The sequence below is a fragment of the Mesorhizobium sp. M0816 genome, assembly GCF_040320005.1.
GTDB lineage: Bacteria > Pseudomonadota > Alphaproteobacteria > Rhizobiales > Rhizobiaceae > Mesorhizobium.
The window spans coordinates 102061-126658 of record NZ_JAMYOT010000018.1; the positions used below are offsets into that span (position 1 = coordinate 102061).

Here is a 24598-nt window from a genome sequence, read left to right on the forward strand (position 1 = left end):
CGCAACGAGAAGTTAGATCAGGGCCCACAAACGCGACTCATCCATGGGGTGGATGATAGTTATCCCTACAATCAATTGTACCAATATTACCGAATACTACTACAAGGTTCCCAATGAACGCGGCCGGATGGGTATCCGTCTCGCGTGGGCTGAAGCTGCCGGCAAGAATGGGGAGACGAACATGTGCGGGATTGTTGGCATCGTTGGGCAACAGCCGGTGTCGGATCGGTTAGTCGACGCATTGAAGCGTTTGGAATATCGCGGCTATGATTCCGCCGGCGTTGCGACGATCACCGAAGGTGCCTTGCACCGCCGGCGCGCCGAGGGCAAGCTCGTCAATCTCGAGAGGAGACTGAAGGAAGAGCCGCTGAGCGGCAACATCGGCATCGGCCACACGCGTTGGGCAACCCATGGGGCCTCGACGGAACACAATGCACACCCGCACTTTACCGACGGTGTCGCCGTCGTCCATAACGGCATCATCGAGAATTTCATCGAGCTGAAGGACGAATTGGCGGCGGCTGGCGCCGAGTTCCAGACCGACACCGACACCGAGGTCGTCGCGCATCTCTTGGCAAGACACCGCCGGGACGGCATGAGGCGGCAAGACGCGATGCGTGCCATGCTGAAACGCCTCAGGGGCGCCTATGCGCTTGCTGTCCTCTTTGAAGATGATCCGTCGACCATCATGGCGGCGCGCAACGGACCACCGCTGGCGATCGGTCACGGCGACGGCGAGATGTTCCTGGGCTCCGACGCGATCGCGCTTGCTCCCTTCACCAATGAAATTACCTATCTCATCGAGGGCGACTGGGCCATTGTCGGCAATTCGGGCGCCCATATCTTCGATTTCGACGGCCATCCCGTCGAGCGTCCGCGCCATACCTCCACGGCCGCGGCCGATCTGGCCAACAAGGGCAACCATCGCCACTTCATGGAGAAGGAAATCTACGAGCAGCCCGAAGTCATCGCCCATGCTCTCCGTCACTATAGCAACATCATAGAGAATTGCGCCGACATGGTTTCTGGCATCGATTTCGCCAGGATCCCGAGCTTGGCGATCTCGGCCTGCGGGACCGCCTATCTCGCCGGACTGATCGGAAAATACTGGTTCGAGCGCTATGCGCGCCTGACGGTTGAAATCGACGTTGCGTCCGAATTCCGTTACCGCGAGATCCCGTTGTCGCCGCAGTCGGCGGCTCTTTTCATTTCGCAGTCCGGGGAAACCGCCGATACGCTCGCATCGTTGAGGTACTGCAAGGAGCGTGGGCTGAAAATTGGCGCTATCGTCAATGCCTGCGAATCGACCATCGCTCGGGAGGCCGATGCGGTCTTCCCGATCCTTGCCGGACCGGAGATCGGCGTCGCCTCCACCAAGGCGTTTACCTGCCAGCTTGCCGTTCTAGCCGCACTCGCCATCGGCGCCGCCAGAGCCCGCGGGACCGTAACCGAAGATGAGCTGCAGGCGCTCGTCAGGAGCCTCGCCGAAGTGCCGCGCGTCATGGGCCAGGTACTCAACAGCATCCAGCCGGAGATTGAATTCCTGTCGCGCGAACTGTCAAAGTGTCGTGACGTCCTGTATCTCGGCCGTGGCACCAGTTTCCCGCTAGCGATGGAAGGTGCGCTGAAGCTCAAGGAGATTTCCTACATCCATGCCGAGGGCTATGCGGCGGGTGAATTGAAGCACGGTCCTATCGCATTGATAGACGACAACATGCCAGTGATCGTCATCGCGCCCCATGATCGCTTTTTCGACAAGACCGTCTCCAACATGCAGGAAGTGGCTGCCCGTGGAGGGCGGATTATCCTCATCACCGATGAAAAAGGGGCAGCCGCATCGAAACTCGACACTATGCACACGCTTGTGCTCCCGGCTGTCGACGAGATTATCGCGCCGATGATCTTCTCGCTGCCGATACAGCTTCTTGCCTACCACACGGCGCTCTTCATGGGCACAGATGTAGACCAGCCGCGCAATCTCGCAAAATCGGTCACGGTCGAATGATTGCGAACCTTTATAGGTGGCGATGCTCGTCCATCGAAAGCGCTACCCCCTGTCTGGATCCGAAGCCCGGATGAACCAGATGACCATTGTTTGCTGCAATTTGGGAAACTCGCGGTCGCCGCATCATTACAATCGCCATCCTTTTTTCGGCCGGTCGGGCGATTGCACAGAGCAGCCGGATCGAGCTTGCTCAAGCCGACGTCAGCACAAAAGCGCGCGGCCCTTTCGGCTGTTTCCTCGGGCGCCCTATCCTTTCGGTCTCCGAACAAGCATCGGCGGCTTAAAAAATTTGGTTAACACCGGTGATCGATGTGTGATTCAAGCACAAGCGCCGTCTTTCGCTGCATCGGCGGTGGAAATTGGTCAAAGGTATCAGCGGCCGCGAGGCTGGGTGGACGGTCCCGCGAATAGCCACTGGAGGCGTCAGTGAGAGTTCGAGTTGCTGTTCAAGAAAGCCATCGGGGAGAATGAGTCGTGTAGGATCGCAGGTCGAATGCGCTACAGCCGATCAGGCCATCTCATGGCGGGCAGGTTCTTAGAACTTGATCAGAAGCAGGTGAGCCGCCATATTCCGACCCGGCTGCCAATTTCAAGTGGCCCATTCCATGGATGAGGCCGGTCCGGCCGAATGGACGTCCATTTTTTTGATTTGCTGGGTGTGCGCCAGGGTCGGGGAGGAAATCTCCCGATTTGTCAGGCGCTCCCATCTTCTTGGAGATGTTTATGAAGGATTCGCGCATTCCCGAGCCAGTCTTGACGGCTATGTCGCAGGGGACCCACATCATCCGCGCTTATCGTGAGCACCTTGGGTATTCAATCGAGGACCTCGCGGTCGCGTGCGGGCTTGCCGCTCAGGAAATCCAAAACATCGAGCGGGGTCTAAAGTACAATAAGGGCTATCGGAATCGGATAGCGAGATCGCTGTCCATACCTGTGGGAATTCTTGAGGCAGAGTCGGACATATCGGACGCCGCCTGATCAGTCGGATAATCTGCAATGGGTGGAAGACCGCTCTTGTGATGTGACGTTTGCGGCTGATAGTCGTCGCTTGATTCCGTTGGACGCGAATGCCTTCTGGCGCAGTACCGCCAAGAGAATTCTCGTCCACTGTCCGAGTCAGGAACTGCACACGGGCTCGCCGAACAGGAAGAGGGCTCGCCGAACAGGAAGTTGGAACGCTTCTTCATGCTGTCTTAGCGATATAGCCGCCCGGAGTGCTGCGACACGTGCACGATAGCATCGGCTCGCGACGATCGATTGCTAACAGCGAACTCATGCTGGTCGGCAAGGCGATACTGGCTGGAGCATCAACTCGGCCGACGAGAGTGGCCCCCCATCCTAGACTAGGCAGGATCGGCCGACATGGCCGGCATCGCGCGCCGCTCTGAAAAGAGCACAGCGGGCATCCAGACGCTGCCGGGTTGACTATGGGTGTCGGAACAGCAAAAAGGGGCCGCTCTTCATGAGTGGCGTGCGCCGGCAGTCTAACCCCAAGCCCCCCCGCCAGGCTGCCGGCGCGCTTCTAGGAACATCGAGGTAGGGCACTACGCTTCCTTGTCCGACTACGCCTCGATCAGATCCCGAGCAGCCAGCCAGTGTCCGACCGTCGCTTGCGCCTCTGCCCGCCGAGCCTTGTGCTTCCTCCAGCGAGTCAAGCCGATCACCATGGGTGTCGCCAGTTCTGGTGCTCACCCATGTGCCATTTGCGATCTCGTGTCGGTGAGAGCACCGCAAGCACCTCCCCTGCTACGGCAAGGCGGCTTGCGTCGCCCGTGTTGTTACTATTCTTCGCTGTGATCGGAGTTTTTTCGTGGCTTCGGAATCGGGACATTCGGCTTTGCAAAAAAATAGGCCGTCGTGGTCGATCGTCACGCCCCCGAGTTCGGCGGCACGATGGAATGACAACGGCAGCGCAAGCTCCATTTGCGCGAGGGGCTCGTCCCTTCAAATACTTGATGCATTTGCGCTTTGCGTCCTCCGTGCATGTTGCTCGATGCCAGGCGGAGACCTCTGTCTAAACGATCGCGCATCGATGCAACGCCCGCGCGTTGATCGCCATCATCGCGGCGATCGCTTTGCCGCGACCGCCGCGGCAGCGATGCGCATGCAAAAATTCACAGATGCATTGTAGCCAAATGCTAGCTGCCCAGCAAATGTCCGGCATTTCGCAAGGCCCCTAGGAAGAGACTGGCATGGCCGTTGGCATCGATCTTGGCCTGCATGGACAGGGGCATGCTGTGCCAGTTCTCCAGGGGCGTAGTGAAATGTGAGAACGTACCGTTGACGATGCACTGGTGGGTAACAAGACCCTGTCTGTCCAACGCCAGCACGCCGATCTGGTCGCCCTGATATCGGATGGCTGCGACCCGCTGGACCTCCGCGTCACCGTCGACCCGCACGTCGAAAAGCAGGATGCCGCGGCTCCTGGTGGCTACCTCGGCGGCCTTTTCAGCGAAGCTTAAGGAGAGCGAGCGGACGCTTTCGACCGCCAGCCGTAAAACCATCAAATCCAGTTCATCCACTGCCATAAGATACCTGCGCGCAACACATGGGTGATAGCAATCGACCACACCGCTTGTTCACAGATGTCGGCTCACGACCGATCATTCAGAGTTTGCCGGTCAGTCCATTGACCGAGGGCGTGCTCCGGTTCGAACGGATCCTGAAGCGGAATGCGCTGGATCTACGGAACCCGAGGAGCAGGCCAGCCAAAGTTGCCGCGACAATTGATGTCGTGATCATTCCAGACATCTGCATCGGCGTCGCTGAACATCCCACTGGTAAGTCCGTTCTCTTGCGGCAAGCCCATCCTCGGGCCGTCTTGTACCTGAAAGCCTCGCGGTGGCGTCCCTCGAAGCTCGGGACCGCCGGGCGCTTGATCGTCGAGAACTTTGTTTACGAAGGTCCGGACCTCCTGCAGAGCATATTCCGGTGCGCTCGCCTTTGAGCATTCCGCTGAAGCGTGACGTTTCGCTAGTCCGTGTTCCTTGCAGGCTCACCGCGAGGGCGCCTTGCACACAGCGGCACGTCAGCGCATGAAACTCGTCCCCCGTTCACTTCACAAAATGGATTTCCTGAAGTACTGGGAGCGCAGAGAAATCTCCGGTCGCAGCCTACCCGGTTAAAACAAGGACCCAACAATGAAGACTCTCGTCGTCTGCTCCGGCGGATTGGACTCCGTCACCCTTGCTCACAAGGTGGCAGCGGAGCACGAACTCGCCGGCCTCTTATCTTTCGATTACGGCCAACGGCATAGGAAGGAATTGGGCTTCGCCGCCCTTTGTGCGGAGCGACTGAGCGTCCCGCACCGCATCATCGACATCCACGAGATCGGCGGCGGCCTTTCCGGCTCCGCGCTGACCGATCATGTGGACGTGCCGGACGGCCACTACGCCGAAGACACGATGAAGGTTACGGTGGTGCCGAACCGGAACGCCATCATGTTGGCCATTGCCTTCGGCTTCGCCGCAGCGCACGACGCTGACGCGGTGGCGACGGCCGTGCATGGTGGGGATCATTTCATTTATCCCGACTGCCGTCCGGCCTTCATCGATGCTTTCCAGATGATGCAGGACCACGCGCTCGACGGCTACGCGAAAATTCGCATTTATGCACCCTATGTGAATCTCACGAAGGCGGACATTGTTAGGAATGGAGCAGCATACGGCACGCCATTTGCGCAGACCTGGTCCTGCTACAAGGGCGCCGAGCGTCACTGCGGGAGGTGCGGGACCTGCGTCGAGCGGCGCGAGGCGTTTCATCTCTCTGGGCAGCCGGACCCCACCGACTACGAGGACTCCGACTTCTGGCTCGATGCGCTGCGAAGGAGGACCGCGTAATGTTCCGCATCACCAAGGAATTCCACTTCTCAGCCTCGCATCAGCTCACCTCGTTGCCACCCGATCACCAATGCGCGCGCCTGCACGGGCATAACTACATCGTTGAAGTGGAGCTTTCAGCGAGTGGACTGAACGACAACGGCTTCGTGCGCGACTATCACGATTTGGCGCCATTCAAACGCTACATCGACGAGAGCTTCGACCATCGACATCTCAACGACGTGCTGGGACATGAGCAAGTCACGGCGGAATATCTGGCCAGACATTTTTATGAATGGTGCAAGGCACGCCTGCCCGAGATCTCGGCCGTGCGGGTCAGCGAAACGCCGAAAACCTGGGCGGAGTACCGGCCATGACCCATACGCATCCGGCAATTCGCGTCAGCGAGATTTTCGGGCCGACGATCCAGGGCGAGGGCGTGCTCATTGGTTTGCCGACTGTCTTCATCAGAACCGGCGGGTGTGACTATCGCTGTTCCTGGTGTGACAGCCTCCATGCGGTGGATAATCAATTCCGCCATGAATGGGAGATGATGTCAATCGACACGGTGTGGCAAACCGTCGTTGCGCTTTCCGGTGGCCGGCCAGTGATGGTGTCACTGTCAGGCGGCAATCCTGCCATTCAGCCGTTTCGTGCGCTCATCGAGCGAGGCCATGGTGAAGGTTACCGTTTTGCGCTGGAAACCCAAGGTTCCGTGGTCAGGGACTGGTTTGCCGACCTTGACGTGCTGGTCCTCAGCCCGAAGCCGCCGTCAAGCGAAATGAGGACCGATTGGGCCGCTGTCGAGGCGTGCATCGAAGCGGCGCAGGAGAAGCCGCAAATCGTGCTCAAGCTCGTTGTTTTCGACGATAGTGACTACGCTTACGCGAAAGACGCCGCCGCGAGATTTCCGCGACTTCCGATCTATCTGCAACCCGGCAATCACACGCCGCCACGCGCCCGAAATGAAGACGCGCCTGTCGACCTTGACGGAATAATGAAACGCATGGAGTGGCTGATTGAAAAGGTGACCCGCGACAGGTGGTTCGAAGCCCGCGTGCTGCCGCAGCTGCACGTAATGCTCTGGGGTAACAAGAGAGGTGTCTAGCCTGCGCCCGCTAGGGCGACGGCCTTGGGCATAACCACAACAAGATGTCGACCATCTGGATGCCGATCGCAGCCACCTGAGGCAAAGTGCTTGCGTCGACGGCCTTCCAGCGGCTGCCAGCCTGCGTGTAACGCCCAGAGCGACCTCCAATCCCCGACGGTCGGCCCTTCCTTCGATGAAGGGCACGCGCCAGCGGCGAGTGCAGAAATCCGCACAAGCACGGCGTGAGAGGTCCTGCGCGTTTCTCGCGCCGCCGCGTTTTGGCACGGAGCTTGCGGCAGCGTTGGTGCAGCGTTCGACCGGAGCGCCGCGACGGGAGAAGCCTGGGCGGGAGGAACCCACCTCGATCCGGTCAGGGAAAGAAACAGTGTCAGCTGCACAAGTCCGCAGCGCAGGCCCCGCGCCCCGCAAACCCTTCTATGCCAAGCTTACGCGCAGGTGCTTGCCGCCATCGCCCTCGGCGTCGCAATTGGCTATTTCTATCCGGGGACCGGCGAGAGCCTGAAGCCGCTGGGTGATGCCTTCATCAAGCTGGTCAAGATGATCATCGCGCCTGTCATCTTCCTGACAATTGCGACCGGCATTGCCGGCATGAACGATCTTCACAAGGTCGGCCGGGTCGCCGGCAAGGCAATGGTCTATTTCCTCACCTTCTCGACGCTGGCGCTGATCGTCGGCCTCATCGTCGCCAATGTCGTCCAGCCTGGCGCCGGCCTCAACATCGATCCGGCCTCGCTCGATGTCCAGGCCGTGAATACCTATGCCGCAAAGGCCCACGAGCAGTCGGTCACCGGCTTCCTGATGAACATCATCCCGCCAACGATTGTCGCGCCTTCGCGGAAGGCGACATCCTGCAGGGGCTGTTCTTCTCGGTTCTGTTCGGCATGGCGCTCGCGATGGCTGCAGAGACGGGCAAGCCTATCGTTTGCTTCCTTCAGGCGCTCATCGCGCCTGTCTTCAAGCTCGTCGGCATTCTGATGAAGGCCGCGCCTATCGGCGCTTTCGGCGCAATGGCCTTCACCATCGGCAAATATGGCATCGGTTCGGTCGTCAATCTCGCGATGCTGGTCGCGACGTTCTATTTCACCGCCTTCCTCTTCGTGTTCGGGGTTCTCGGCGCGGTCTGCCGCTACAACGGCTTTTCGATCTGTTCTCTCATTCGCTACATCAAGGAAGAGCTGCTGCTTGTGCTCGCAACGTCCTCCTCGGAGGCCGCGCTTCCCTCGCTCATGGAGAAGATGGAGAAGGCGGGCGCCAGGCGTTCGGTTGTGGGTCTCGTCATCCCGGCCGGATATTCGTTCAATCTGGACGGCACGAATATCTACATGACCCTGGCGGCCCTCTTCATCGCGCAGGCGACGAACACCGATCTGTCAATCGGCGATCAGGTGCTGCTGCTTTTTTTCGCCATGCTCCCTTCGAAAGGAGCAGATCGCATTACCAGTACTGGATTCGTCACCTTGGCTGCAACGCTCTTTGTCGTCCCGACCGCCCCTTTCGTCGGCATGACGCTGATCCTTGGCGTCGACCACTTCATGTTCGAATGCCGTGCGTTCACGAATCTGCTCAGCAACGCAATGGCAACGCTCGTCGTCGCGCGCGGTGGGCGACCCGGATGAAGTTCGATCGGCAAAGGCCCTCGCGAGCGGACCCTCGGCGCTTTGGTGGCGGAGGATCAAGTCGGCGGCGTTTCGAAGGGCGGTTGCGGCTGGCCTGCTCGCGCGAACGCCGCTCAGGCATTGCGGGCAGGGCACGAAGCCGCCGTAAAGGAACCGTCCGCTGACATCGGCAGCAATAGAGCTCCGCAATTCGCGTACTCCGGAACTGCTGGGGTTCTTGGAAGCTTTTCGAACTTTCTGGGTCGCGCCTCAGCCCGAATTGCGGGTGCTTATGGACAAAGCGGGATACTAGAGTCGGTTTTTTTATTGCTTCGAAGACACCGACTTATGGGCCTCTGCGCCAGATAACGCGTCAGCACGAACTTATAAGCGCACCACGTTTTGTACGCCCGCTTATCGCCTAATGTGGGTCATTGAGGGTTGCTATGCGGGTTCCTCTAAGCAACGTCGCCGGGCGCCGCGATACCAAGTGCGCGTCCCCTTGGCATCAAGATAATCGTCTAATCGCTGGATTTACGGCATAGCGTGATTTTGCACGGCGAATAGCCTGTGAAATTCGCTAACGAAAGAGATAACATGAGCAAAATCGAAGTGATGTTCGACCTTTTGATCGTCCTGATGAAAGACACGATGCGGATTCTGCCCGACGTGAAATTTGACCGAGGTTACCGAGTGCATCGAGCGGTAATGGCTCTTTATGCATCCATCATCGAGAACACAGACAGCACGATGATCCTCTACCAGGCCAAAAAGTCGGCTGGTATTGATATCATCTTGCGAACTAACCTTGAGGCTTACGTTGACCTCGTCAACCTATGTAGCAACGAGGACTACTACAACCAGATGCTGGCACTCTACCACAAGGACTGGCTTGAGCTTACGCAACGCGGGTTGGATGGCAACCCCTATCTCGAGTTCTTCAAGAAAGACCCGGAGGCAGCCAAAACGTTGGAGGAGCATAGGACCGCGTTGGCGGAGCTGCAAAAGCTCGGGCGTACCGCGACCATCTTCGAACGGTTTCAAATGGCTGGAATGGAGGACGTGTATCGCTCCGTCTACAAGGACCTTTGTAGTCACACCCACAACAACATCAAAGCCCTGGCCGATCAGCATTTTCACGGTGCAACTGGAGAAGAGGTCGAGGTCGTAATATTTGCGCCGATGGGCAATGAGGCGCTGTTATCCTCACTCGATCAATTCGTGGTCATTCTTGCTACCGCGGGACACATCGTTCACGATTACTTCCAATCGCCAAGTGCCAAGGAGGCCACGGCGTTTCATGAGCGTCGCACCGACCTTCAGTCCGTCTTCGATGATGAGGAAGATTGAGGGTTTAGAATCCGGTGCAATAAATCTAGCCGCTTTCGAACTGGTTTGGCACTCAGACTCGAAAGGGCCAGTCCATATAGCTTAAGCAAGGTCTTCGCCGCGTGATATCGTCGGCCATGTCCGATGAACTCAATCCCCGATTCCGCGAAATTCTCGCGCAAGCTGACGAGATCAACAGCCAGCTCGAGGCAGTAATGCCTTTAGTCGTCAAAGCGCGGCGTGCATACATGAAAAGCCGCAGTGACGCTGACCGGGTGGAAATGGAGCGGGTCGAGGGGGTAGCCCAGGACTTGCACCGGCAATTCTCTTCGCTCGGACCCGCGTTGCGGGAAGCAAGTGGGCTGCCGGATGAGGTTCTGGAGGCGATCACCGAGGATGAAGAGTATCCTATCGTGACATCGCAGACCTTCGGCGCAACCGTCTCCGGGCTGAAGAAACCCGCGTCACCGACTGGATCGAAAATGACTTGGCGCGGTCACTCGAGAGTCTCCAAGGCCTTCTTCCTCTACACTGGTTGGCAGCGCACCCGCGAACACGCGCGAGCCAATCTGACCTTCTGTCGATCACAAAAGGCCTTCGCCGGGAGAGCGAGTTTCCGGACCAGCACCGTCTGGCTCAGATGATCACCACGGCCAATGATTTCCTACTCGAACGCCCGGGCTACGATCATTTTGCTGGGGCTACCCTGGTGCCGCAAGCGCTGCAACTTGGCAGATATCTCGACTGGCTTGGGGAAGTAGGCGGGCACGCGACGAGACTGCCGCGCCTTTGGACAGGAGCGAGCGACCAAGTAGACTCGACCGCATTTGAGCTGCTGGTCGCCGCGCGATGCGCGGAAATGGGCAGGAGGGTCGAGTTCTTGCCCGAGACATCGGAAGCCAGCCCCGACATCCGGTGTCACGATCCCTATCCCATGGTTATCGAATGCAAGCGAAAGAGGTCGCTTTCGGACTATGAGCTGAACGAAGAGGCGGACATGAAAGGCATTTTCGGCCGTTTAGAAACGGAAGCCGGAAAGAAGGGACTTAGAGGCCGCTTTGATCTGACTCTGACTGTGGAAGCGAAGGCATGCCCGAAAGACGAGGTGGTAGCCCGGCTGGTCAGCCAGCGCTTGGCGCCCAATCCGGAGCGCGCCTTGGCATATCCTTGGGGATCGGTTGCCTATCATCCGATGCCGCAGACGATATTTTTTGGAAACCAAATGAGGGCACGTAGCCCCGACCTACTTGAAACAGCCTTTGGTTGGAATCCTGACCTGCCCGAGTGGGATGGCCTGATCGTCCGGACCGCCGAAATGAACGGCGAATTGATTGACGCATGGCGGTCACCGCTGGCTCTGGTCTGGAGAAACGATGCCCCGAAAGCCATTGTCAAACGTGCATGGAGTCCTGTTGATCTTTTTGGCGACGCGATGGGCCAAATTCCATCGGGCGAGTTCGGCATTGTCTATCTCGCCTACCACGAGGGTGCGCGCGAGGAAATCGCGGACAGGCGAAGCCGGAATTTGATGGACAGACTGAAAGCATGGGAACACGCGGCATCCATCCGGGTACCGATATCGGTTCTCGTGCGCCTTTACCCCCGTGCCCTTGGAGTCGGGAAGCCTGACTTGATTGAAAGCAATGTGAGGTTGGCTAGCGGCGAGTACGGTGAACCAGCGCTCTTCAGCAAATTTCCTACGACGATCTTCACCAGCACGCCGAGCACTCAAGCAGGCCGCAGTTAGATTACCGGCGTTCTAACACGTCAGCATCAGCACGGGATGTGCCGTTTCAATAGCCATACCATCAATGGCAGCCGTAGCCCCTGCACTTGGCTGCACCTCCGCGACGTTCCCAGCTGGGGAATTATCCCGGGCATTTCCTCCTACTCCAGGCATGTCGGAGACGACGCAAGCAGGCTTAAATCCAGTCCCCGCAACCAATTTCATCATAAATCAATAACCGTCCCGGTCTAACCGGGGCGGTTTTTTGCGTTCCGGGGCGCTGGCCCACGGCCCTTAGGGATTGGTTGTGGGCTGTAGCGACTCCGTTGCGCGAGACCACCAGACTTGATCGCCGGTCTCTGCTTCCAGTAACCTGAGCAAGGCGCCATTGGCAGCATCGCGGAGAAACACGCGATAGCCTTCTGCAATGTTCTCGGGCAACTGTGTTGAGTTAGCGAGGCTGAACAAAAGGGCCGAGCAGGCGTCGATCGTGCCCGAGACGATATGTGCTATCCAGGGCTTCAAGGAGACGATGTTCTCGTTGAAATAGTGCTCTGCCTTCCATGGGAAATCAGAAAAAGGTCGCATTGTGGGAACGACACAAAAGCCCTTCTCCGTAACGAAGAGTCCATCCGTGCGCGAGATGCCGTGGATGATGCCGTCGCGCAATTCGCGCAGCCTCGAGAAGAACGGCTCATAGTCCAGATAGGTTTGCGCCAAAGATGGTGGCAGAGCGTAGTCAGCAACTAGATCTGCGGGCGTGCGAGCCACCTTCGCGCGATAGAGGACCTTTGCAAAGCTCGTTGGCAGAGGATGCCTACGCCTTATGGCCTCGGCCTCGGGGTCGAGCGAAACCATGTGATTGTTCCAGCAGCGCGAAAGGGCCTCTTGCGTCAGGTCGAACACCGATCTCGCAACGATGAGGATGTACTCAAGCTCACTCCTCACGAAGGAAATGACCAGCGTGCCCTCGGTGTCTTTTGCGTGCGCGTGAAAGTGCTCGAGCTTGGCCGCACTGGCAGCCATTAGATGAAAATCGTCGGCGATCGCATGGATCAACGGCACAACATCCGGAAAACTCGCGCGCTGCCATAATATCTCGAAGAGGCTGAACCACACGTCTTCGTCGCGGGCTGCGCTTTTGCCCCAATAGGCCGAATGGGCGGCGTCAACCGGATGCATCTCCATCAACGTGCCATCGGCGGTCGGGAACCAGAGGTGCCAGGATCCGTCTTCCCAAATTGCCATCATGTTGATGGCTCGGCCGTTCAAGGCTTCGACGTTGAGATGCCGCAGCTTTTTCAGCTCGGAGAGCTTTGCTATCTCCATCAGGAAATCCCGTTTGAGAGACAAAACGTGTGGTTGTCATGGGCATGCTTTGGCGCAAAACGCCGCCCTTGACCTGTCAGTGATACCGCGACTGGCCGGATTAATCGCGGAAGCGCTTCCATCAATCCGGTCATTCGGGAGTCGGGTCCGCGTGGCTCGACGCGGCGGCCATTTTGGCCTCGAGGCGCGCGGCCTTCTCGGGCGTGTCGATATATTGGGAGAGCGTCGGCCGGGGACCGAAAACATTGCGACAGATGATTTGCACCTCTTTTCCAAGCCGGCGCACTTTTGTGGTGATGGTCGGCACCAACGAGCCATGGGCGCGGATCAAGTCATCGCTCGAGCGATCCTGGCCGATCGTCATGCGATAGGAAAACTGCGCTATCGTGCGATTGAGTTGCCGGACCCTGCGACTGTCGGAGATGTCGCGATGGCGCGAGATCATGTTCACCGGCCCCCGCTTGCTGGAGCCGCGCACAAGCATGTGAGCCGAAACCGGGAAGATCAGCTCGACCTCGCCGGAATGCTCGTAAGGCCTCCGCGCATGGAACGGCTGACGTGGATCATAGCTGCAGACCGGATTGTCCGATGTGAGGAAAGGCGTGCTTGTCTTGTTGTGCAGCACCTCGAAGCCGAGGCGGAAACAGAGGTCGCCGAAATTCTTGAACTCGCCTTTCATCGCCAGGAGCGTCTCGTGAGGGTTGACGCCTACCGGCACGGTGTCGAATTGGCCCGCGTAGCGCTCGAGCTGCGGAGGAAGGAGGCCGAGTTCCTCGCCGATCTTGTGCTCGCAACGAATTTTGGCCTCGATCATCAGCGCGTGCCGATCTCGCGTCGCCGGAACGCGTGCGCGCATGATCGTTTGCATGCCCAGCACATTGAAAGAGATGGCGGCTGACAGGCGGCGTTCCGCGAGCGCCCGCACCGTCTCCGGCCACACGGTCTCGATGGTGTTCCACAAATCCTCGAAACGATGGTTCTCTTGACCACCTTCGGGCAGCTTCTGGGAATAATAGTCTCGCTCGAAACCAATGGCTCGGGGGTTCATTGGCGGCAGCGGGTCTTCGGGGGCTTCGCAAAGGTAGGCCAGCACTCGGCCCCGGTCATCCGCAAAACCGTCCATATAGACGGCGGAGATGAAATGATGCCGGCGGTTGTCCCGGTTGATATCGTTCCTCGATGGATTGAGCATGCTGAACGGCTGCACGTCATCGTCGGCAGGCACATTGCCCCATGCGCGGAAATATCTAGGCGACTTCGTCATCCGCGCGTCCGGCCTCCTCCTGATGTCGCATTTCATCTGATTCCGACGATCATCGCTACTGGCGCTTCCAGGCTGGCGTCTTAGTCTGCAATGCACTCCCTTTGCAGGGAGCTCGAACATTCATTGTCCAAGGTCACGGCGTTTTCCGACGCTAAGCAATTTCCAGAGAGCCGCTACGAGCGCGGTGGAGGAGTGCGTCGCCCACGGACCATGGCTGCAGGCCCAGTGTGGTCGCACTCGGGGAACTGATTGCATCCACGAAACATCGACCCGTCTTTGTTGCGCCGCTCAACCAATTGGCCGACGAGGCAAGCTGGGCATTGGCTCAATTCGACTCCCTCGATCGTCTCGAAGCGGACTTCCTCGCCGGCGATCTCGCAAAGCTCGCGGATGTAGCGGGATGGCTGACGGCGATTGGTGAGCATGTATCCGATCGCGGAGACGGGCTGGATTATTCCTATGGCCGAGCTGCGGAGCGCCTTGGCAACCATGCGTCCAAATCGGAAATCGAGGGCTTTCTGGCTGCTCGTCCACACTTGGACCGAGATGCTAAGGTGATGGTGGCATGCTCAAGAAGGTTGATGGATTTAGGAGATCGTGCCGGCGCGCTTCGCCTATTTGTCAAAGCCGAGAAGGCTGCCGTCACAGGCTATTGGTCATCCTTTATGGGCGGCGAAAAACTCGAGTTGCAAAGGCTGCGGATCGAGTTGGAAGGCGATGCAGGGCGCGAGAAGGGCTACGATGTCCTTCTGGGCGAGCTCACGACAGGCCAGACTTCTGGCCCCGCGCTTTTTCTCAACCTAGACACGGTTTTAGAGCAGGTCACCGTCGAGATGCCACACGAAGCGCTGTGGATCGAAACCGAACAGCACTTGCGGCAATACCGCGAGTATCGGATTGCAGGGCCCGTTGAACCCATCGCCGGCATCGCTAGCTATTCGGATTTGTTGGCGTTCATTGTCTTAAGGCCTTCGGCTTCTCGTGTCCTACAATTCTGCACCATGGGCGGGCGGCCGCCTCTCTGATTGCGTGCCGGGGAGGAGGCGAGCGCTTCTTTGCCACATTCTTAGGGTTGCTGAAGCAGCAATCTGACGGTCATAGGGAGGCAGCGGCTCTAATCTTTAGGCTCCGAGATGTCTCTCACTTGCGCGACGTTTTGGTGGCCGAGGCCAAATGCGCTGCGTCTAACGATGACTTCGTAGTCTCCAGTCAGGCCAAGCGCGTGCTCGTTCATCTTGGCGAGCCGTTGGAAGAGCACGCTACGGTGCCACTGCCGGCATTTTACCGGTTGGTCACAACAGACCCCGATCAGGCGATGGATTTCGATCCGCCCCCAGGGCTTGGTCCCGGCCAGCGCCCAGTTTGGTCAGATGATCCGTGGACATGGACAGCATTCTTGCGGTTTCCGTTTCGGATACTAGCTGATCATTGTGACGTATCGTTGGATTTGTTGCGTCGGCGATGTGCTGATTTCATGAGGAAGGAAGGCGGGCGAGCCGCGTTCGGCCCGGAGGCAGAGGATACCATTTTGGCCAGCCTACGGCGGATGACGCTGCAATTCACTTACCGTCGACCCTTGCCAATGGCAGCTGTGCGGGGGTTTGGGAAGATGCTCAACGAGTTGGCGCTTGCGAATGCGGTCGATCCGCGGGTTTTTCCAACGGTCTGGCCTGAAATCGGAGGCCCATCGTTGTCAGGATTCGCGATTGAACCCGAGCCGAGGCCTGATTGGGTGCCGCAGCCCGATTTGCCCCACCGAGAACATGGAGGCGTCAAGCAAGAGGAATGGCTAGAGGCGGCGGAAGGCTCGCTTTGTTCGGCTGTGATCCCCGGACAATTTGTTCTTGCCGAGAAAAGCTTTTCCAGAGTGACAGTGTGGCGCGAGAGGGCAGAATGCTCACGGCTGGTCTTTCCTGTACAGGTCGACTTGACAGACGGCATAGAGGGCCTGCCATGTCTCGTCGAATTGGACGATCTCCGGCCTCTCTACCGGGAGAAGGAAAGCAAGCTTATTTGCCGCATTCCAAGCAATATCTTTGGCGATTTGGGCGAATCCATCATCACGATTTGTCCATTCACTGCCAGATCTCTAGGTTGGTCGCGCTCGAGAGCGACTCCGTTGGAGCTTCTTGATTCGGACGGATCGATCGTTGCTCGTACCGTTTTATGGATTGATGGGACCGACACCACAGACAGGCGCGACACCGAGTTATACGGGACCGGTCAGGCTGTAATTCTAACAGCGAGCGGGCGGCGGCAACTGGAACAGCAATACGGTCCGCTTTTCTTGAGCATCAATGCAACCCATCGCATTGAGCGCGACGGCAAGGGTGAGGTACACCGAACCGTAGTCGCGCCTGAGCAGTAGCCCCGGCCACGGCTTGCCGGCCATCTGCCTTGAGACCGTCCATGTTCGCGCCGCGATGTCGGCGCAGCGCAACAGCACCGACAAGGCCGATGCATTGGGCATCGCTCATCTGATGCGCACAGGTTGGTTCCGCCAAATCAGAAAGCTGCGACCGGACGAAGCTTCTGCTGATTCACCGGCGCAATCTGAAAGCCAAGTTCCTCGACCTTGGAGACCATCATCAGGCACTCGCTGAAGTCGTTTGGCATCCGTCTAAGCGAGGTCGGGCGAGGGACCTTCGACCAGGCGGTGCGCACGCCTGTGGCGAAGGATCCGCTGTCGGCTGAGCTGATGGACGCCATGCTTCGGCGCGCGCCGCGCTGTGGCGACAGTATTGCCGGCTGCACGATCTCGTCGTGAAAATCGTCGCGCAAACGAGACTTGCCATCGCTTCATGGCCATTCCAGGTGTGGGCCCGGTGACGGCGCCCTCGTTCATGACGGCGATCGAGGATCCGTCGCGCTTTCTCCGCTCGTGCGATGTTGCGCTCTACTTCGGGCTGACGTCGCGGCGCATCCGGTTCCTCGATCGACGTTCGGGTGCGCATCTCGAAGCTGGCGACGCGGACGTGCGGCGCGCGCTATGAGCCGGCGTCGGGCCTGATGACGCGCTTTAATCGATCCGACTGGGTCAAGAGCTGGCCGGGCGATCACCAAACGCTGCTGCTACTGTAAGGCCTGCGTCGCCGGTGCGCGCAAGCTGGCAGTGATCATGCATGCGCTGTGGAGCGACGGCACGTTCCATGTCGGCGACGCGGCCATGAGTGACACCGACGCCGCGCAACGCGCCCACATCAAGGATCGACGCCTGCTCGGAGCGCATCGATGAGCGGCGCGACGGCGGTTGAAACGCATGGCGCCCGCACGCTGACGGGCGCCATCTGACACAAGGAGATCCGCCCCGGCGGATGAGAACCGATGCAGACCAGGAACGACGGAACGCACGTTATCTTGCCTGCGGCCGCGCCGACGAACAGCCGGCAGGACCGCGCTCGATTGCCTGTGACGATGCTCCGTCAGCCCGATGGAAAAGTGCGCCACGACGGTTCGAGCGCTGCAACCATGCAGCCGAACCACTCCGTCGCAGAGCGCGGAAGATTGCACGGCGCATCGGAACTCGACGGTCAAAAGCGGAATCGTAACGCAGAGAATAGATTCCTGTATTATCGTAGACGGAAGGAGGAACGACGATGCCTACAAAGTATCGCCAAACACAACCGATTAGGATGGCTAGATAAAAGGCCGCGAGTATTCCCAGTTTTCGCGAGGTGCGGGTTTTCCCTGCACCTCCCAAGATTGTCGATTTTCGTTCTTCGTCAGTAGCTTAGTGCGATGTGTGGCCGCCCGGCTGGCCTTTGTGGTGGGCTGGGCCGAACGGGAGGGCGTGGTCAAAAACTGTTCTTGAGGTAGCCGCTCGTCGGTAGATAACGAGCTGTTGAATAGACCACGTTGGAGCCTCACCGACCTAGCCTGAGGTGGCCCGCGATCGGCGAACGGGGCTTCACCCTCGGCCAATGGGACCAACGTCGCCAGCGTCGGCCGTAGGATGGCGGCCGAGCGCAGGATCGGCTGGCGCCATCCTCCGCACGGCGGATACATAGGCTTCACCGCCCCAATGGAAGCGCCCGGTCGCGACAAGCCGGCGCCCAAGTCGAAGTTTCGGTAGGGCGGTCGGGCGCGGCATCCTATCGGAGATGCAGGCAATGTGCATCGCCGAGCCACACAGGCTCTCGACTCCTTGGGTCTGTTCATCCTGACACGAATGCGCAAACCGTCGTGTTATCGTCTAGTGGCTTACGTCACTGGCCTAATCGCCATCAACGCAAATGGGAGAGTTTGTCACGTCTAGGATCAACCGCCGCGCCTTGCTCCTCCACTCGGGCAGCGCAGTCGTCGCCTCGTCGGTCACGGCAACGGCGCTCGGCGCAGAGCCGTCGAGCCGAGACTCAGAGCCGTCCAATTATCTGCGAGCGCTGATTGAGGCCCACAAGACAGCCTATACTGAGTTCGGCAAAGCCTTGCACGAGATAGGCGGTGGCAGCGGCGTCCCCGCCAGAGCCAGCCGGGAAGAGGAGAGGGCGCTGCTCGCCATCTGCGGCTATCCTGCCGTAAGGGAAGGGGATCGCTTGGCCAAGGCGCGATATCTTTTAGAGATCGAGGCGCGCGGCGAACTCGACCTCGCAGAGCATATGCAAGCCGTTCTCCGATCGACGAGGTTGAAGGGTTGATGTGACCGACGCGCGGATGGTCAGGTAATGAATGTCTGGTATCCGCCGGTCGGTCATTGCGGACTGTTGTGCAGAAGCAGACGCCAGAATTGCTTCGAATTGTCCGAGAATGTGAATGGGACTTTTACACTGAGACTGGGGCCACGAAAAATGCCGCGTCCTTTGGGTGCGGCATTGTTTTGGTGTTCCCCTCATGCCACCCAACGGCGCAATGGTCTTCATGGAGTGCGCGTCGGTGGCTTATGGACCAGCTCACCGTGTCCAAAAAACAGAGGCAGATGGCAGAGCGCGATGTGCCCCCGCGACCGTTCCTCCTCACGCCCGACTTGCCACGAACCCGACTTGAAGCGGGTTTTTGTTAGATGATGCTCTGCAACATGATGAAGGGCGATTTCTTCGCCTCGCCTCTTCTCATCTGCGAGAGGTACATATCGAAGTTATGGACGATGCAGACCCTGAATTTCCGCTTTGCGAAGCCCTTTAGCGCCTTACTTGAGGTCGCGGTCAGATATCCCAGTGTTATCAGCGAGGGCGGGAAGTGGTCGTCAGGGGGCAGGTCGGCCTTCAGCTTTTTCAGCCTTGCAGGAGAGATTTCGTGCACAATCCCGATGAACTGGGCGAGCAGCATCGGGTACACGACAAGCTTCTTGACCTCCGCGAACGTCGCCAGTGCCTTGTTATCAAGCGCTACCCATTTTTGCTTCGGTTTGGATTTCGGCACCTGGTCGTCGCCTGTAACGACGGCCACGTCGACGACGTAGACCGCCTCATCTTTATGGCCACCCATTACCGATAGGTTGGAGTGTATCTCGTATAGCTCGGCACCCTTTACGCACCTGAACCATGAGAAATTATGCGGATAACCGCGAGACGACAGCTTGGCGGCGAACAGTCCGTTGATAGCGTTCTCAACCGTGACGGTGTACCCAGCCAACCGGTAATGCTCGGTCGCCATGGTAAGGGCGCCCAGCTCAAGAAGCGCCGTCTCCCTGACAGCCAGATGCTGGAATTGAACCGAATGCTTGTTGATGAAGGCTTTAAGCTCTTTCTCGATCTGTGAGACGTTCAATCTTGCCTCGCAAACATTCTAGCCGCCACATCACTCAAACTGGTGGTTTCCGCAACGACGTCGGCGATATCGAGCTGAGCGATGAGCTTGTAGAGTTCCTGGCGGAGGTTTCTCCCTCCACAAATGCCGAGGAGTCCTGGCTTATTTCATCTCGACCTACACGGAATCCACGCGTTTGGGGAGCCCCGTCTAAACCATCAGCTGTGCGCGTTGCCGCGCTGATGCAGTCATTCATGATCCAGTATTGGCTGTTTACGTTCGACCAGATCCTACGGATGGCGACGATGAGCAGAAATTGGTCTAGTCTGTCGCCGCTGATTTCGACGCGGGCGTCTCTCGCAATATCAGGAACGACCGCAGCAACGGCATCGACGTAGCCATTGACGCCCTCCCGCAGTGAATACGGAAGTCTTTCAGTCATGCTCGATATTTGTCGGTTTGGCATTAGCCCCCCAAGGCGCAGCAAGTTGCTGGAGACGGACTACTATCACACAAGTCGGTTTTGCCGTCATCCAGCACCTCGTATGAACCACCGCCCCACAGTGTCAGGAACTCTTGTGCCTCTCTGTTCTCCAGCAGACCGGTGAAGGCCAGCATGTCGAGGGTGGCGGGTATAAGCCGCATCAGTTGCCGTAAATCGACGAAGCCCGGCTGGAACCCCACCTGCCAGCGTGGTCTTATCCCCATACGTCCGCGGATGTATGCGGGGCAGCCTTCATGCGCGTCTCAATCTGCAGCTTCCGCTTGGCAATCAACTCGTTCGAGGAGCCGATGGGCAAAAGGCCAGCTTCAGCGCGTTCCCGCTCGTTCAGGGTCAAGACTTCGTCGCGGGTGTAGAGGTTGCCGTTGCCGGCGATGAACATGATCCCGTCCGGCATCATGTCGGCGAGATCCATGCACTCATCCATGTACTTATGGGTCCGGTGCTGGACAGCCCTTCTCGGAGAATTCAGGGTATTTCGGCAGCCAGGTGTAGACTGTATCTTCGCAAGGCATCTCCTCCATGGCGCCAATCTTGCGCACGGAAGCCCCTTTTATGATTTCTAGGCAGATGGCGTCGGCCAGCTCAGGGGAATAGTCCGTTGGGCGCCCCTCGCGGCGCAGTGTCGGCTACAGCGACCGAATTGCTTTTCGAGCGTCCCTGTTTAGTCCCTTGGATTATAGGGCCGACCGGAATTGGCTGGCAAGGATTAAGGCAGCACTAGCTGTCCTTCTTCCCCCTTATAGCGGCCACGATCTGCACGACCATATTCACGATCTGGGGGTCAATCTGTGAAGAGTCCAGTGAGGAAAAGGTGGATGTCCGATCGATATTCCAGTGCTGGAACACTTCTCGGATTTCGACGGTGGTGGCCCTGTTCCCATAAGCACGCAAGAAGAACCGCCCGAATTGAATCGCATGAATTCGGTCTGACGACTTAAGGGATTCGCTCATATACGATTTGCCGAGCGAATAGGCATATCTAGCTAGCGCCGCTAGAATGGCGATTGCGATGACGTTGAGTAGAGAGACGGAGATCGCGCGTGGATAGTCCGGCGAGGCGGTTTGCGTATTGATAACTGAGTACGCTAGGTAGGCAGTCGTCGCCAGTCCAAGGACCAGGCTTCCATATCCTATCAAATACCAGTTTTGGGCGGAGTTCTTGTGCGTCTTCTCGTAGTCCTGTTGCGTTTTGATGGCATCATCAACAAAGTCCGCCAAGTTGACCTGAACGGCCTGCTGAATTTCCTTCAATTCGACTTCTTGCGCGGCTCTCCGGCCCTCGAACGCCGAGATGGCCTGCTCGATTTGTGGCAGCAATTGCTGCGGCTCTTGCTCGCGAGCGAAAATGACCTGTATGTCCTGAACAATCGTCGGAAGCGCCAGGTCGCCCAGGACGATTGGGAGAATCAGCATTTTGCCCGACGTTTCAGCGTAAGCGCGGGCGGTGCCTAGCTCCATCATCGGGTATTGTGAGTGCATCGTGCTCCGCGAAATGAGGATGATGAACACCTCGGCGGCCTTTAGTCCTTCGTTGAGTTCGGCTCTCCAGTTGATGCCGGCAGTAAGCTTCGTTCCTTCAACCGTTATCTGATGACCTTCGGCACGAAGCGCCATCATCAGCCCTTGGGCAAACTCATCATCCGGCGTAGTGTAAGAGACATATATTTTAGACATGTCGGCCCCCATCCCTTTGGCACTCTTACACGATTGGTTCGTCAAATGAAGCAATGGGATGTGTTCATTTCACATGCCTCGGAAGATAAAGAGGCGTTCGTTGAACCGCTAGTAATCGCCTTAAGAAGCCTGGGGCTTCAAGTTTGGTACGACAAATTCACCTTGAAGTTGGGCGACTCTCTTTCGCAAAGCATCGATCTAGGCTTGGTGCAAAGCGAATATGGCATCGTCGTCATCAGCCCCGCGTTCCTGTCGAAGCCTTGGCCTGCGTATGAGCTTGCCGGGCTGGTCACACGGGAGATCGGGGCACGCAAGGTCATTCTCCCTATCTGGCATCATGTGACCCGCGATGACGTTTTGAACCGCAGTCCCACGCTGGCAGACAAGCTCGCCGTTAACACCGCACATTCCTCTTCAAAAGATATCGCGATGCAGATTCTTCAGGTAGTTCGGCCGGACCTTTATGCAGGTACAGATCGCGCGGCTTTGATCGCACGAATGGACGGGACGGCACTTCGCAATATAGAGGCGGAGCTTGAGAACATGCGCGACGAGCTGCGGGAATTCCTGTGTCCCGACTGTGGCGCCCCTTTAACTGAAAGCATGGAGGTGCCGGTAACGGATGATATTCCGACAATCTACGAAGCTTTGAATGCGGACGACGTCAGATAGGGAGCGATATAACTGACCCGTGCCCCTCAAGTCCTTCGTTCCCAAAGTTCGATGCCATACCCATTCAAACGTACCGCAACGCCAACCTCTGGTCGGCCCTCGTCGCCCCAGGTGCGGTGCCACGCTTCTGGTTGAATCCGAGCGCTGGGCGAACGGAAGAAGAAGCGATCGCATCGCTTAAGGAACAATATGACCGGCGCGCCAAGAAATACGACAAGGACCGTTGGCGGCGCGAGCAAGCCATGATTGATGACTACGAGAGCCAGAGGGATCAAGAGGATTAGCCCATGCCGCCTGCCATGGGTGGCAAGCGGCATGAAGCTTCGTCATTCGCCAAACGGGGCGGTGACCAAGATTGTAACGAGCGCTGTCAGCGCAGTCCCGAGGACATAAAAGAGTCCAGGGTTCGAAGGCGGATAGCGGATCATCCAATAGGAAATTACCACGACCAACGTGGCCGAGGCAGCAGTATGGAGAGGCATAAATAGCTCCAATCTGGGTTGGAGCAGGTTCGGGCTGCGACGCGCGAGTGCCTGCCCCAACCCATTGCAAGGGTTGAAACTGGCCTCGGCGGCGTCCTCATTGACCGTTTTTACGCGGCTCGCACTGCCTAGGTTTATTCACCAGAATATGGCCGGCTATCGATGCGATGTGCGGGCATTCCTGGCAAATATCTCGCAAATGGGCAACTTAACGAGCTGTTTCGGGAGACGAGGAAACCCGGCTCACGTTACCCTTGCGAGAAATCGTGTGGCATGGACATAGGAACAGGTTACTGCACTGTCAAGGCGATTACGGAAGGCCGGGCAGGTAAGCCTTAGAACCGCCGATCCAGTCCGCAGATCAGCAACAGCACGCCGACGGACGCAGCCACGGTCAACGGCACGAAGCTGCAAAGGATGACGGCGTCGTTCATTTCGCACCCCGCGCTTGACTACCCGCCGATCGCCCGCCTTCGGCTTCCAATAGTGCAGCCGGTGCTTGCCTTGTCCCGAGCTGTTGGGAATCTCGATAAAAGTGGTTTGCATACAAACATTTCGACAGCGGCGTGTCGGGATGTCGAAAATCACACTGGCGAAGGCGCACGCGGTGGACGGTCACCGTGGAATGGGAGCAGTCATTACGCCCAAGAGGTTGGCGCGACGTCTGGTCAACTTGCACCGGCGCCGTAGCAGTTAGGCAGCGGAAATCTGGGAGACGTACTCCGGGGTTCTGTCATTTCCCATCCACTCGACGGGCAAGCCGAACGCCCCGTCCCCCTCCATTCTGTGAAATGAATTCGATCCCTGCGGCCTCTAATGCCTTGGCCAATGCTTCAAGCGTTGTTTGTCTGGGGATCGTCTGAGAGCTCTCTATTCTGGCAAGCGTACGAACGGTTAAACCCGATGCGTTTGCCAAGTCGTCTCTTGTCCAATCGATCAACGCTCGTGCTGCGCGAACCTGCTGAGGCAATATGTCCTTTTTCATGACATTCAACTAATAATGACAGCACACGGCCGCACAGGTGCTCGTCACACCGGCGCGGCCTGACCACGCCTAAGCTTCTGGGAGCTCGGATCATGGCTTCTCTATTCGGCGGCTTGGGGTCAAGCGCTTTTGTCATTTTCTGCCTTACCAGCTTCTGACATCATTCGCGGGTTCGTGCTTCTCTCCGGGATCGGCCCATTGGCCCTCCCTTGATGGGATTCAGAGAATAAGGCGGAACAATCTGATTCGCGTCCTGGCCAGCATGACATGACCGGTGCGCCCATGATCGCGAACTCACCTCATCCTTCGTCCCGCGACGACGTGCTTCCGCGCTGGGCGGAACTCTCTACCTCTTCTTCCCGGCCTTTTGTCACACGGCTGACGCCATGGTTTCCCGCGTCCAGCGGAACTCGCTGTTGTC

At 58.1% G+C, this 24598-nt stretch carries 23 protein-coding genes and 1 pseudogene; 15 read left to right on the plus strand and 9 right to left on the minus strand.

The genetic code is table 11. The features are described 5' to 3' along the window. Window positions 1-181 precede the first annotated feature (181 nt). Window positions 182-2005 carry a glutamine--fructose-6-phosphate transaminase (isomerizing) gene (glmS, locus tag NKI17_RS25070; RefSeq protein WP_352625293.1) on the plus strand — a complete coding sequence of 608 codons (1824 nt, stop codon included), beginning with the start codon at window positions 182-184 and terminating at the stop codon, window positions 2003-2005. Between the two features lie 762 nt (window positions 2006-2767). Then, the gene (locus tag NKI17_RS25075; protein WP_352453550.1) at window positions 2768-2983 is read left to right on the plus strand and encodes a helix-turn-helix domain-containing protein; all 216 of its coding nucleotides are present in this window, start codon (window positions 2768-2770) and stop codon (window positions 2981-2983) included. A 1160-nt stretch (window positions 2984-4143) separates the two neighbouring features. Here NKI17_RS25075 and NKI17_RS25080 read toward each other — a convergent pair. Then, entirely contained in the window at window positions 4144-4533 is a 390-nt protein-coding gene (locus NKI17_RS25080) for a hypothetical protein (protein WP_023679620.1), read from the minus strand. A 612-nt stretch (window positions 4534-5145) separates the two neighbouring features. Here NKI17_RS25080 and queC point away from each other — a divergent pair. The 7 genes and pseudogenes from queC to NKI17_RS25115 all read left to right on the plus strand — a co-directional run bounded on the left by queC (window position 5146) and on the right by NKI17_RS25115 (window position 11605). After that, window positions 5146-5844: a 7-cyano-7-deazaguanine synthase QueC gene (gene queC, locus NKI17_RS25085; protein ID WP_352625295.1), complete on the plus strand. Its 699-nt coding sequence runs from the start codon at window positions 5146-5148 to the stop codon at window positions 5842-5844. Then, on the plus strand, window positions 5844-6200 hold the full coding sequence (gene queD / locus NKI17_RS25090; RefSeq protein ID WP_352625296.1) for a 6-carboxytetrahydropterin synthase QueD: 357 nt from the start codon (window positions 5844-5846) through the stop codon (window positions 6198-6200). Before queC ends, queD begins: the two co-directional genes overlap by 1 nt. Continuing rightward, on the plus strand, window positions 6197-6931 hold the full coding sequence (queE, locus tag NKI17_RS25095) for a 7-carboxy-7-deazaguanine synthase QueE (protein WP_352625298.1): 735 nt from the start codon (window positions 6197-6199) through the stop codon (window positions 6929-6931). Before queD ends, queE begins: the two co-directional genes overlap by 4 nt. A 438-nt stretch (window positions 6932-7369) precedes the next feature. Further along, window positions 7370-8550: pseudogene (gene dctA / locus NKI17_RS25100) on the plus strand (C4-dicarboxylate transporter DctA). A 576-nt stretch (window positions 8551-9126) separates the two neighbouring features. Beyond that, on the plus strand, window positions 9127-9879 hold the full coding sequence (locus tag NKI17_RS25105; protein WP_352624363.1) for a DUF5677 domain-containing protein: 753 nt from the start codon (window positions 9127-9129) through the stop codon (window positions 9877-9879). Window positions 9880-9995: 116 nt separating this feature from the next. Continuing rightward, window positions 9996-10502 (plus strand): hypothetical protein, encoded by a 507-nt coding sequence (locus NKI17_RS25110; RefSeq protein WP_352624364.1) that lies wholly within the window; start codon window positions 9996-9998, stop codon window positions 10500-10502. Beyond that, a complete protein-coding gene (locus NKI17_RS25115; protein ID WP_352624366.1) occupies window positions 10499-11605 on the plus strand; it encodes a hypothetical protein in 1107 nt (368 codons plus the stop codon). Before NKI17_RS25110 ends, NKI17_RS25115 begins: the two co-directional genes overlap by 4 nt. A 273-nt stretch (window positions 11606-11878) precedes the next feature. Here the strand turns inward: NKI17_RS25115 and NKI17_RS25120 are convergent, their stop codons facing one another. The 3 genes from NKI17_RS25120 to NKI17_RS25130 all read right to left on the minus strand — a co-directional run bounded on the left by NKI17_RS25120 (window position 11879) and on the right by NKI17_RS25130 (window position 14668). Then, window positions 11879-12913 carry a hypothetical protein gene (locus NKI17_RS25120; protein WP_352624368.1) on the minus strand — a complete coding sequence of 345 codons (1035 nt, stop codon included), beginning with the start codon at window positions 12911-12913 and terminating at the stop codon, window positions 11879-11881. Between the two features lie 130 nt (window positions 12914-13043). Next, a complete protein-coding gene (locus NKI17_RS25125) occupies window positions 13044-14177 on the minus strand; it encodes a DUF4238 domain-containing protein (RefSeq protein WP_352624370.1) in 1134 nt (377 codons plus the stop codon). A 173-nt stretch (window positions 14178-14350) separates the two neighbouring features. Further along, window positions 14351-14668, minus strand: coding sequence for a topoisomerase DNA-binding C4 zinc finger domain-containing protein (locus tag NKI17_RS25130; RefSeq protein WP_352624371.1), 318 nt, complete (start codon window positions 14666-14668; stop codon window positions 14351-14353). A gap of 90 nt (window positions 14669-14758) precedes the next feature. On the opposite strand from NKI17_RS25130, the gene NKI17_RS25135 reads away from it, so the two are divergent. The 5 genes from NKI17_RS25135 (at window position 14759) to NKI17_RS25155 (ending at window position 18811) form a co-directional block, all read left to right on the plus strand. Next, on the plus strand, window positions 14759-15202 hold the full coding sequence (locus NKI17_RS25135; RefSeq protein WP_352624373.1) for a hypothetical protein: 444 nt from the start codon (window positions 14759-14761) through the stop codon (window positions 15200-15202). Between the two features lie 119 nt (window positions 15203-15321). Further along, window positions 15322-16545 carry a hypothetical protein gene (locus NKI17_RS25140; RefSeq protein ID WP_352624375.1) on the plus strand — a complete coding sequence of 408 codons (1224 nt, stop codon included), beginning with the start codon at window positions 15322-15324 and terminating at the stop codon, window positions 16543-16545. A 207-nt stretch (window positions 16546-16752) separates the two neighbouring features. Continuing rightward, entirely contained in the window at window positions 16753-16944 is a 192-nt protein-coding gene (locus tag NKI17_RS25145) for a hypothetical protein (protein WP_352624377.1), read from the plus strand. Between the two features lie 58 nt (window positions 16945-17002). Then, window positions 17003-17170: a hypothetical protein gene (locus NKI17_RS25150; RefSeq protein WP_352848097.1), complete on the plus strand. Its 168-nt coding sequence runs from the start codon at window positions 17003-17005 to the stop codon at window positions 17168-17170. A gap of 1239 nt (window positions 17171-18409) precedes the next feature. Further along, window positions 18410-18811: a hypothetical protein gene (locus tag NKI17_RS25155; protein ID WP_352624380.1), complete on the plus strand. Its 402-nt coding sequence runs from the start codon at window positions 18410-18412 to the stop codon at window positions 18809-18811. 358 nt (window positions 18812-19169) lie between these two features. Here NKI17_RS25155 and NKI17_RS25160 read toward each other — a convergent pair whose 3' ends face one another. From NKI17_RS25160 to NKI17_RS25175, 4 genes are all read right to left on the minus strand, one after another. After that, a complete protein-coding gene (locus NKI17_RS25160; protein WP_352624382.1) occupies window positions 19170-19880 on the minus strand; it encodes a hypothetical protein in 711 nt (236 codons plus the stop codon). A gap of 677 nt (window positions 19881-20557) precedes the next feature. Beyond that, window positions 20558-20776, minus strand: a complete 219-nt coding sequence (locus NKI17_RS25165; protein WP_352624384.1) for a hypothetical protein — start codon at window positions 20774-20776, stop codon at window positions 20558-20560. Between the two features lie 16 nt (window positions 20777-20792). After that, window positions 20793-20984: a terminase small subunit-like protein gene (locus NKI17_RS25170; protein ID WP_352624438.1), complete on the minus strand. Its 192-nt coding sequence runs from the start codon at window positions 20982-20984 to the stop codon at window positions 20793-20795. A 97-nt stretch (window positions 20985-21081) separates the two neighbouring features. Further along, window positions 21082-22038, minus strand: a complete 957-nt coding sequence (locus NKI17_RS25175; protein WP_352624386.1) for a toll/interleukin-1 receptor domain-containing protein — start codon at window positions 22036-22038, stop codon at window positions 21082-21084. Between the two features lie 45 nt (window positions 22039-22083). On the opposite strand from NKI17_RS25175, the gene NKI17_RS25180 reads away from it, so the two are divergent. Further along, the gene (locus NKI17_RS25180; RefSeq protein WP_352906943.1) at window positions 22084-22710 is read left to right on the plus strand and encodes a toll/interleukin-1 receptor domain-containing protein; all 627 of its coding nucleotides are present in this window, start codon (window positions 22084-22086) and stop codon (window positions 22708-22710) included. A 1215-nt stretch (window positions 22711-23925) separates the two neighbouring features. Here the strand turns inward: NKI17_RS25180 and NKI17_RS25185 are convergent. Next, the gene (locus tag NKI17_RS25185; RefSeq protein ID WP_352624389.1) at window positions 23926-24177 is read right to left on the minus strand and encodes a helix-turn-helix domain-containing protein; all 252 of its coding nucleotides are present in this window, start codon (window positions 24175-24177) and stop codon (window positions 23926-23928) included. Window positions 24178-24598 lie beyond the last annotated feature (421 nt).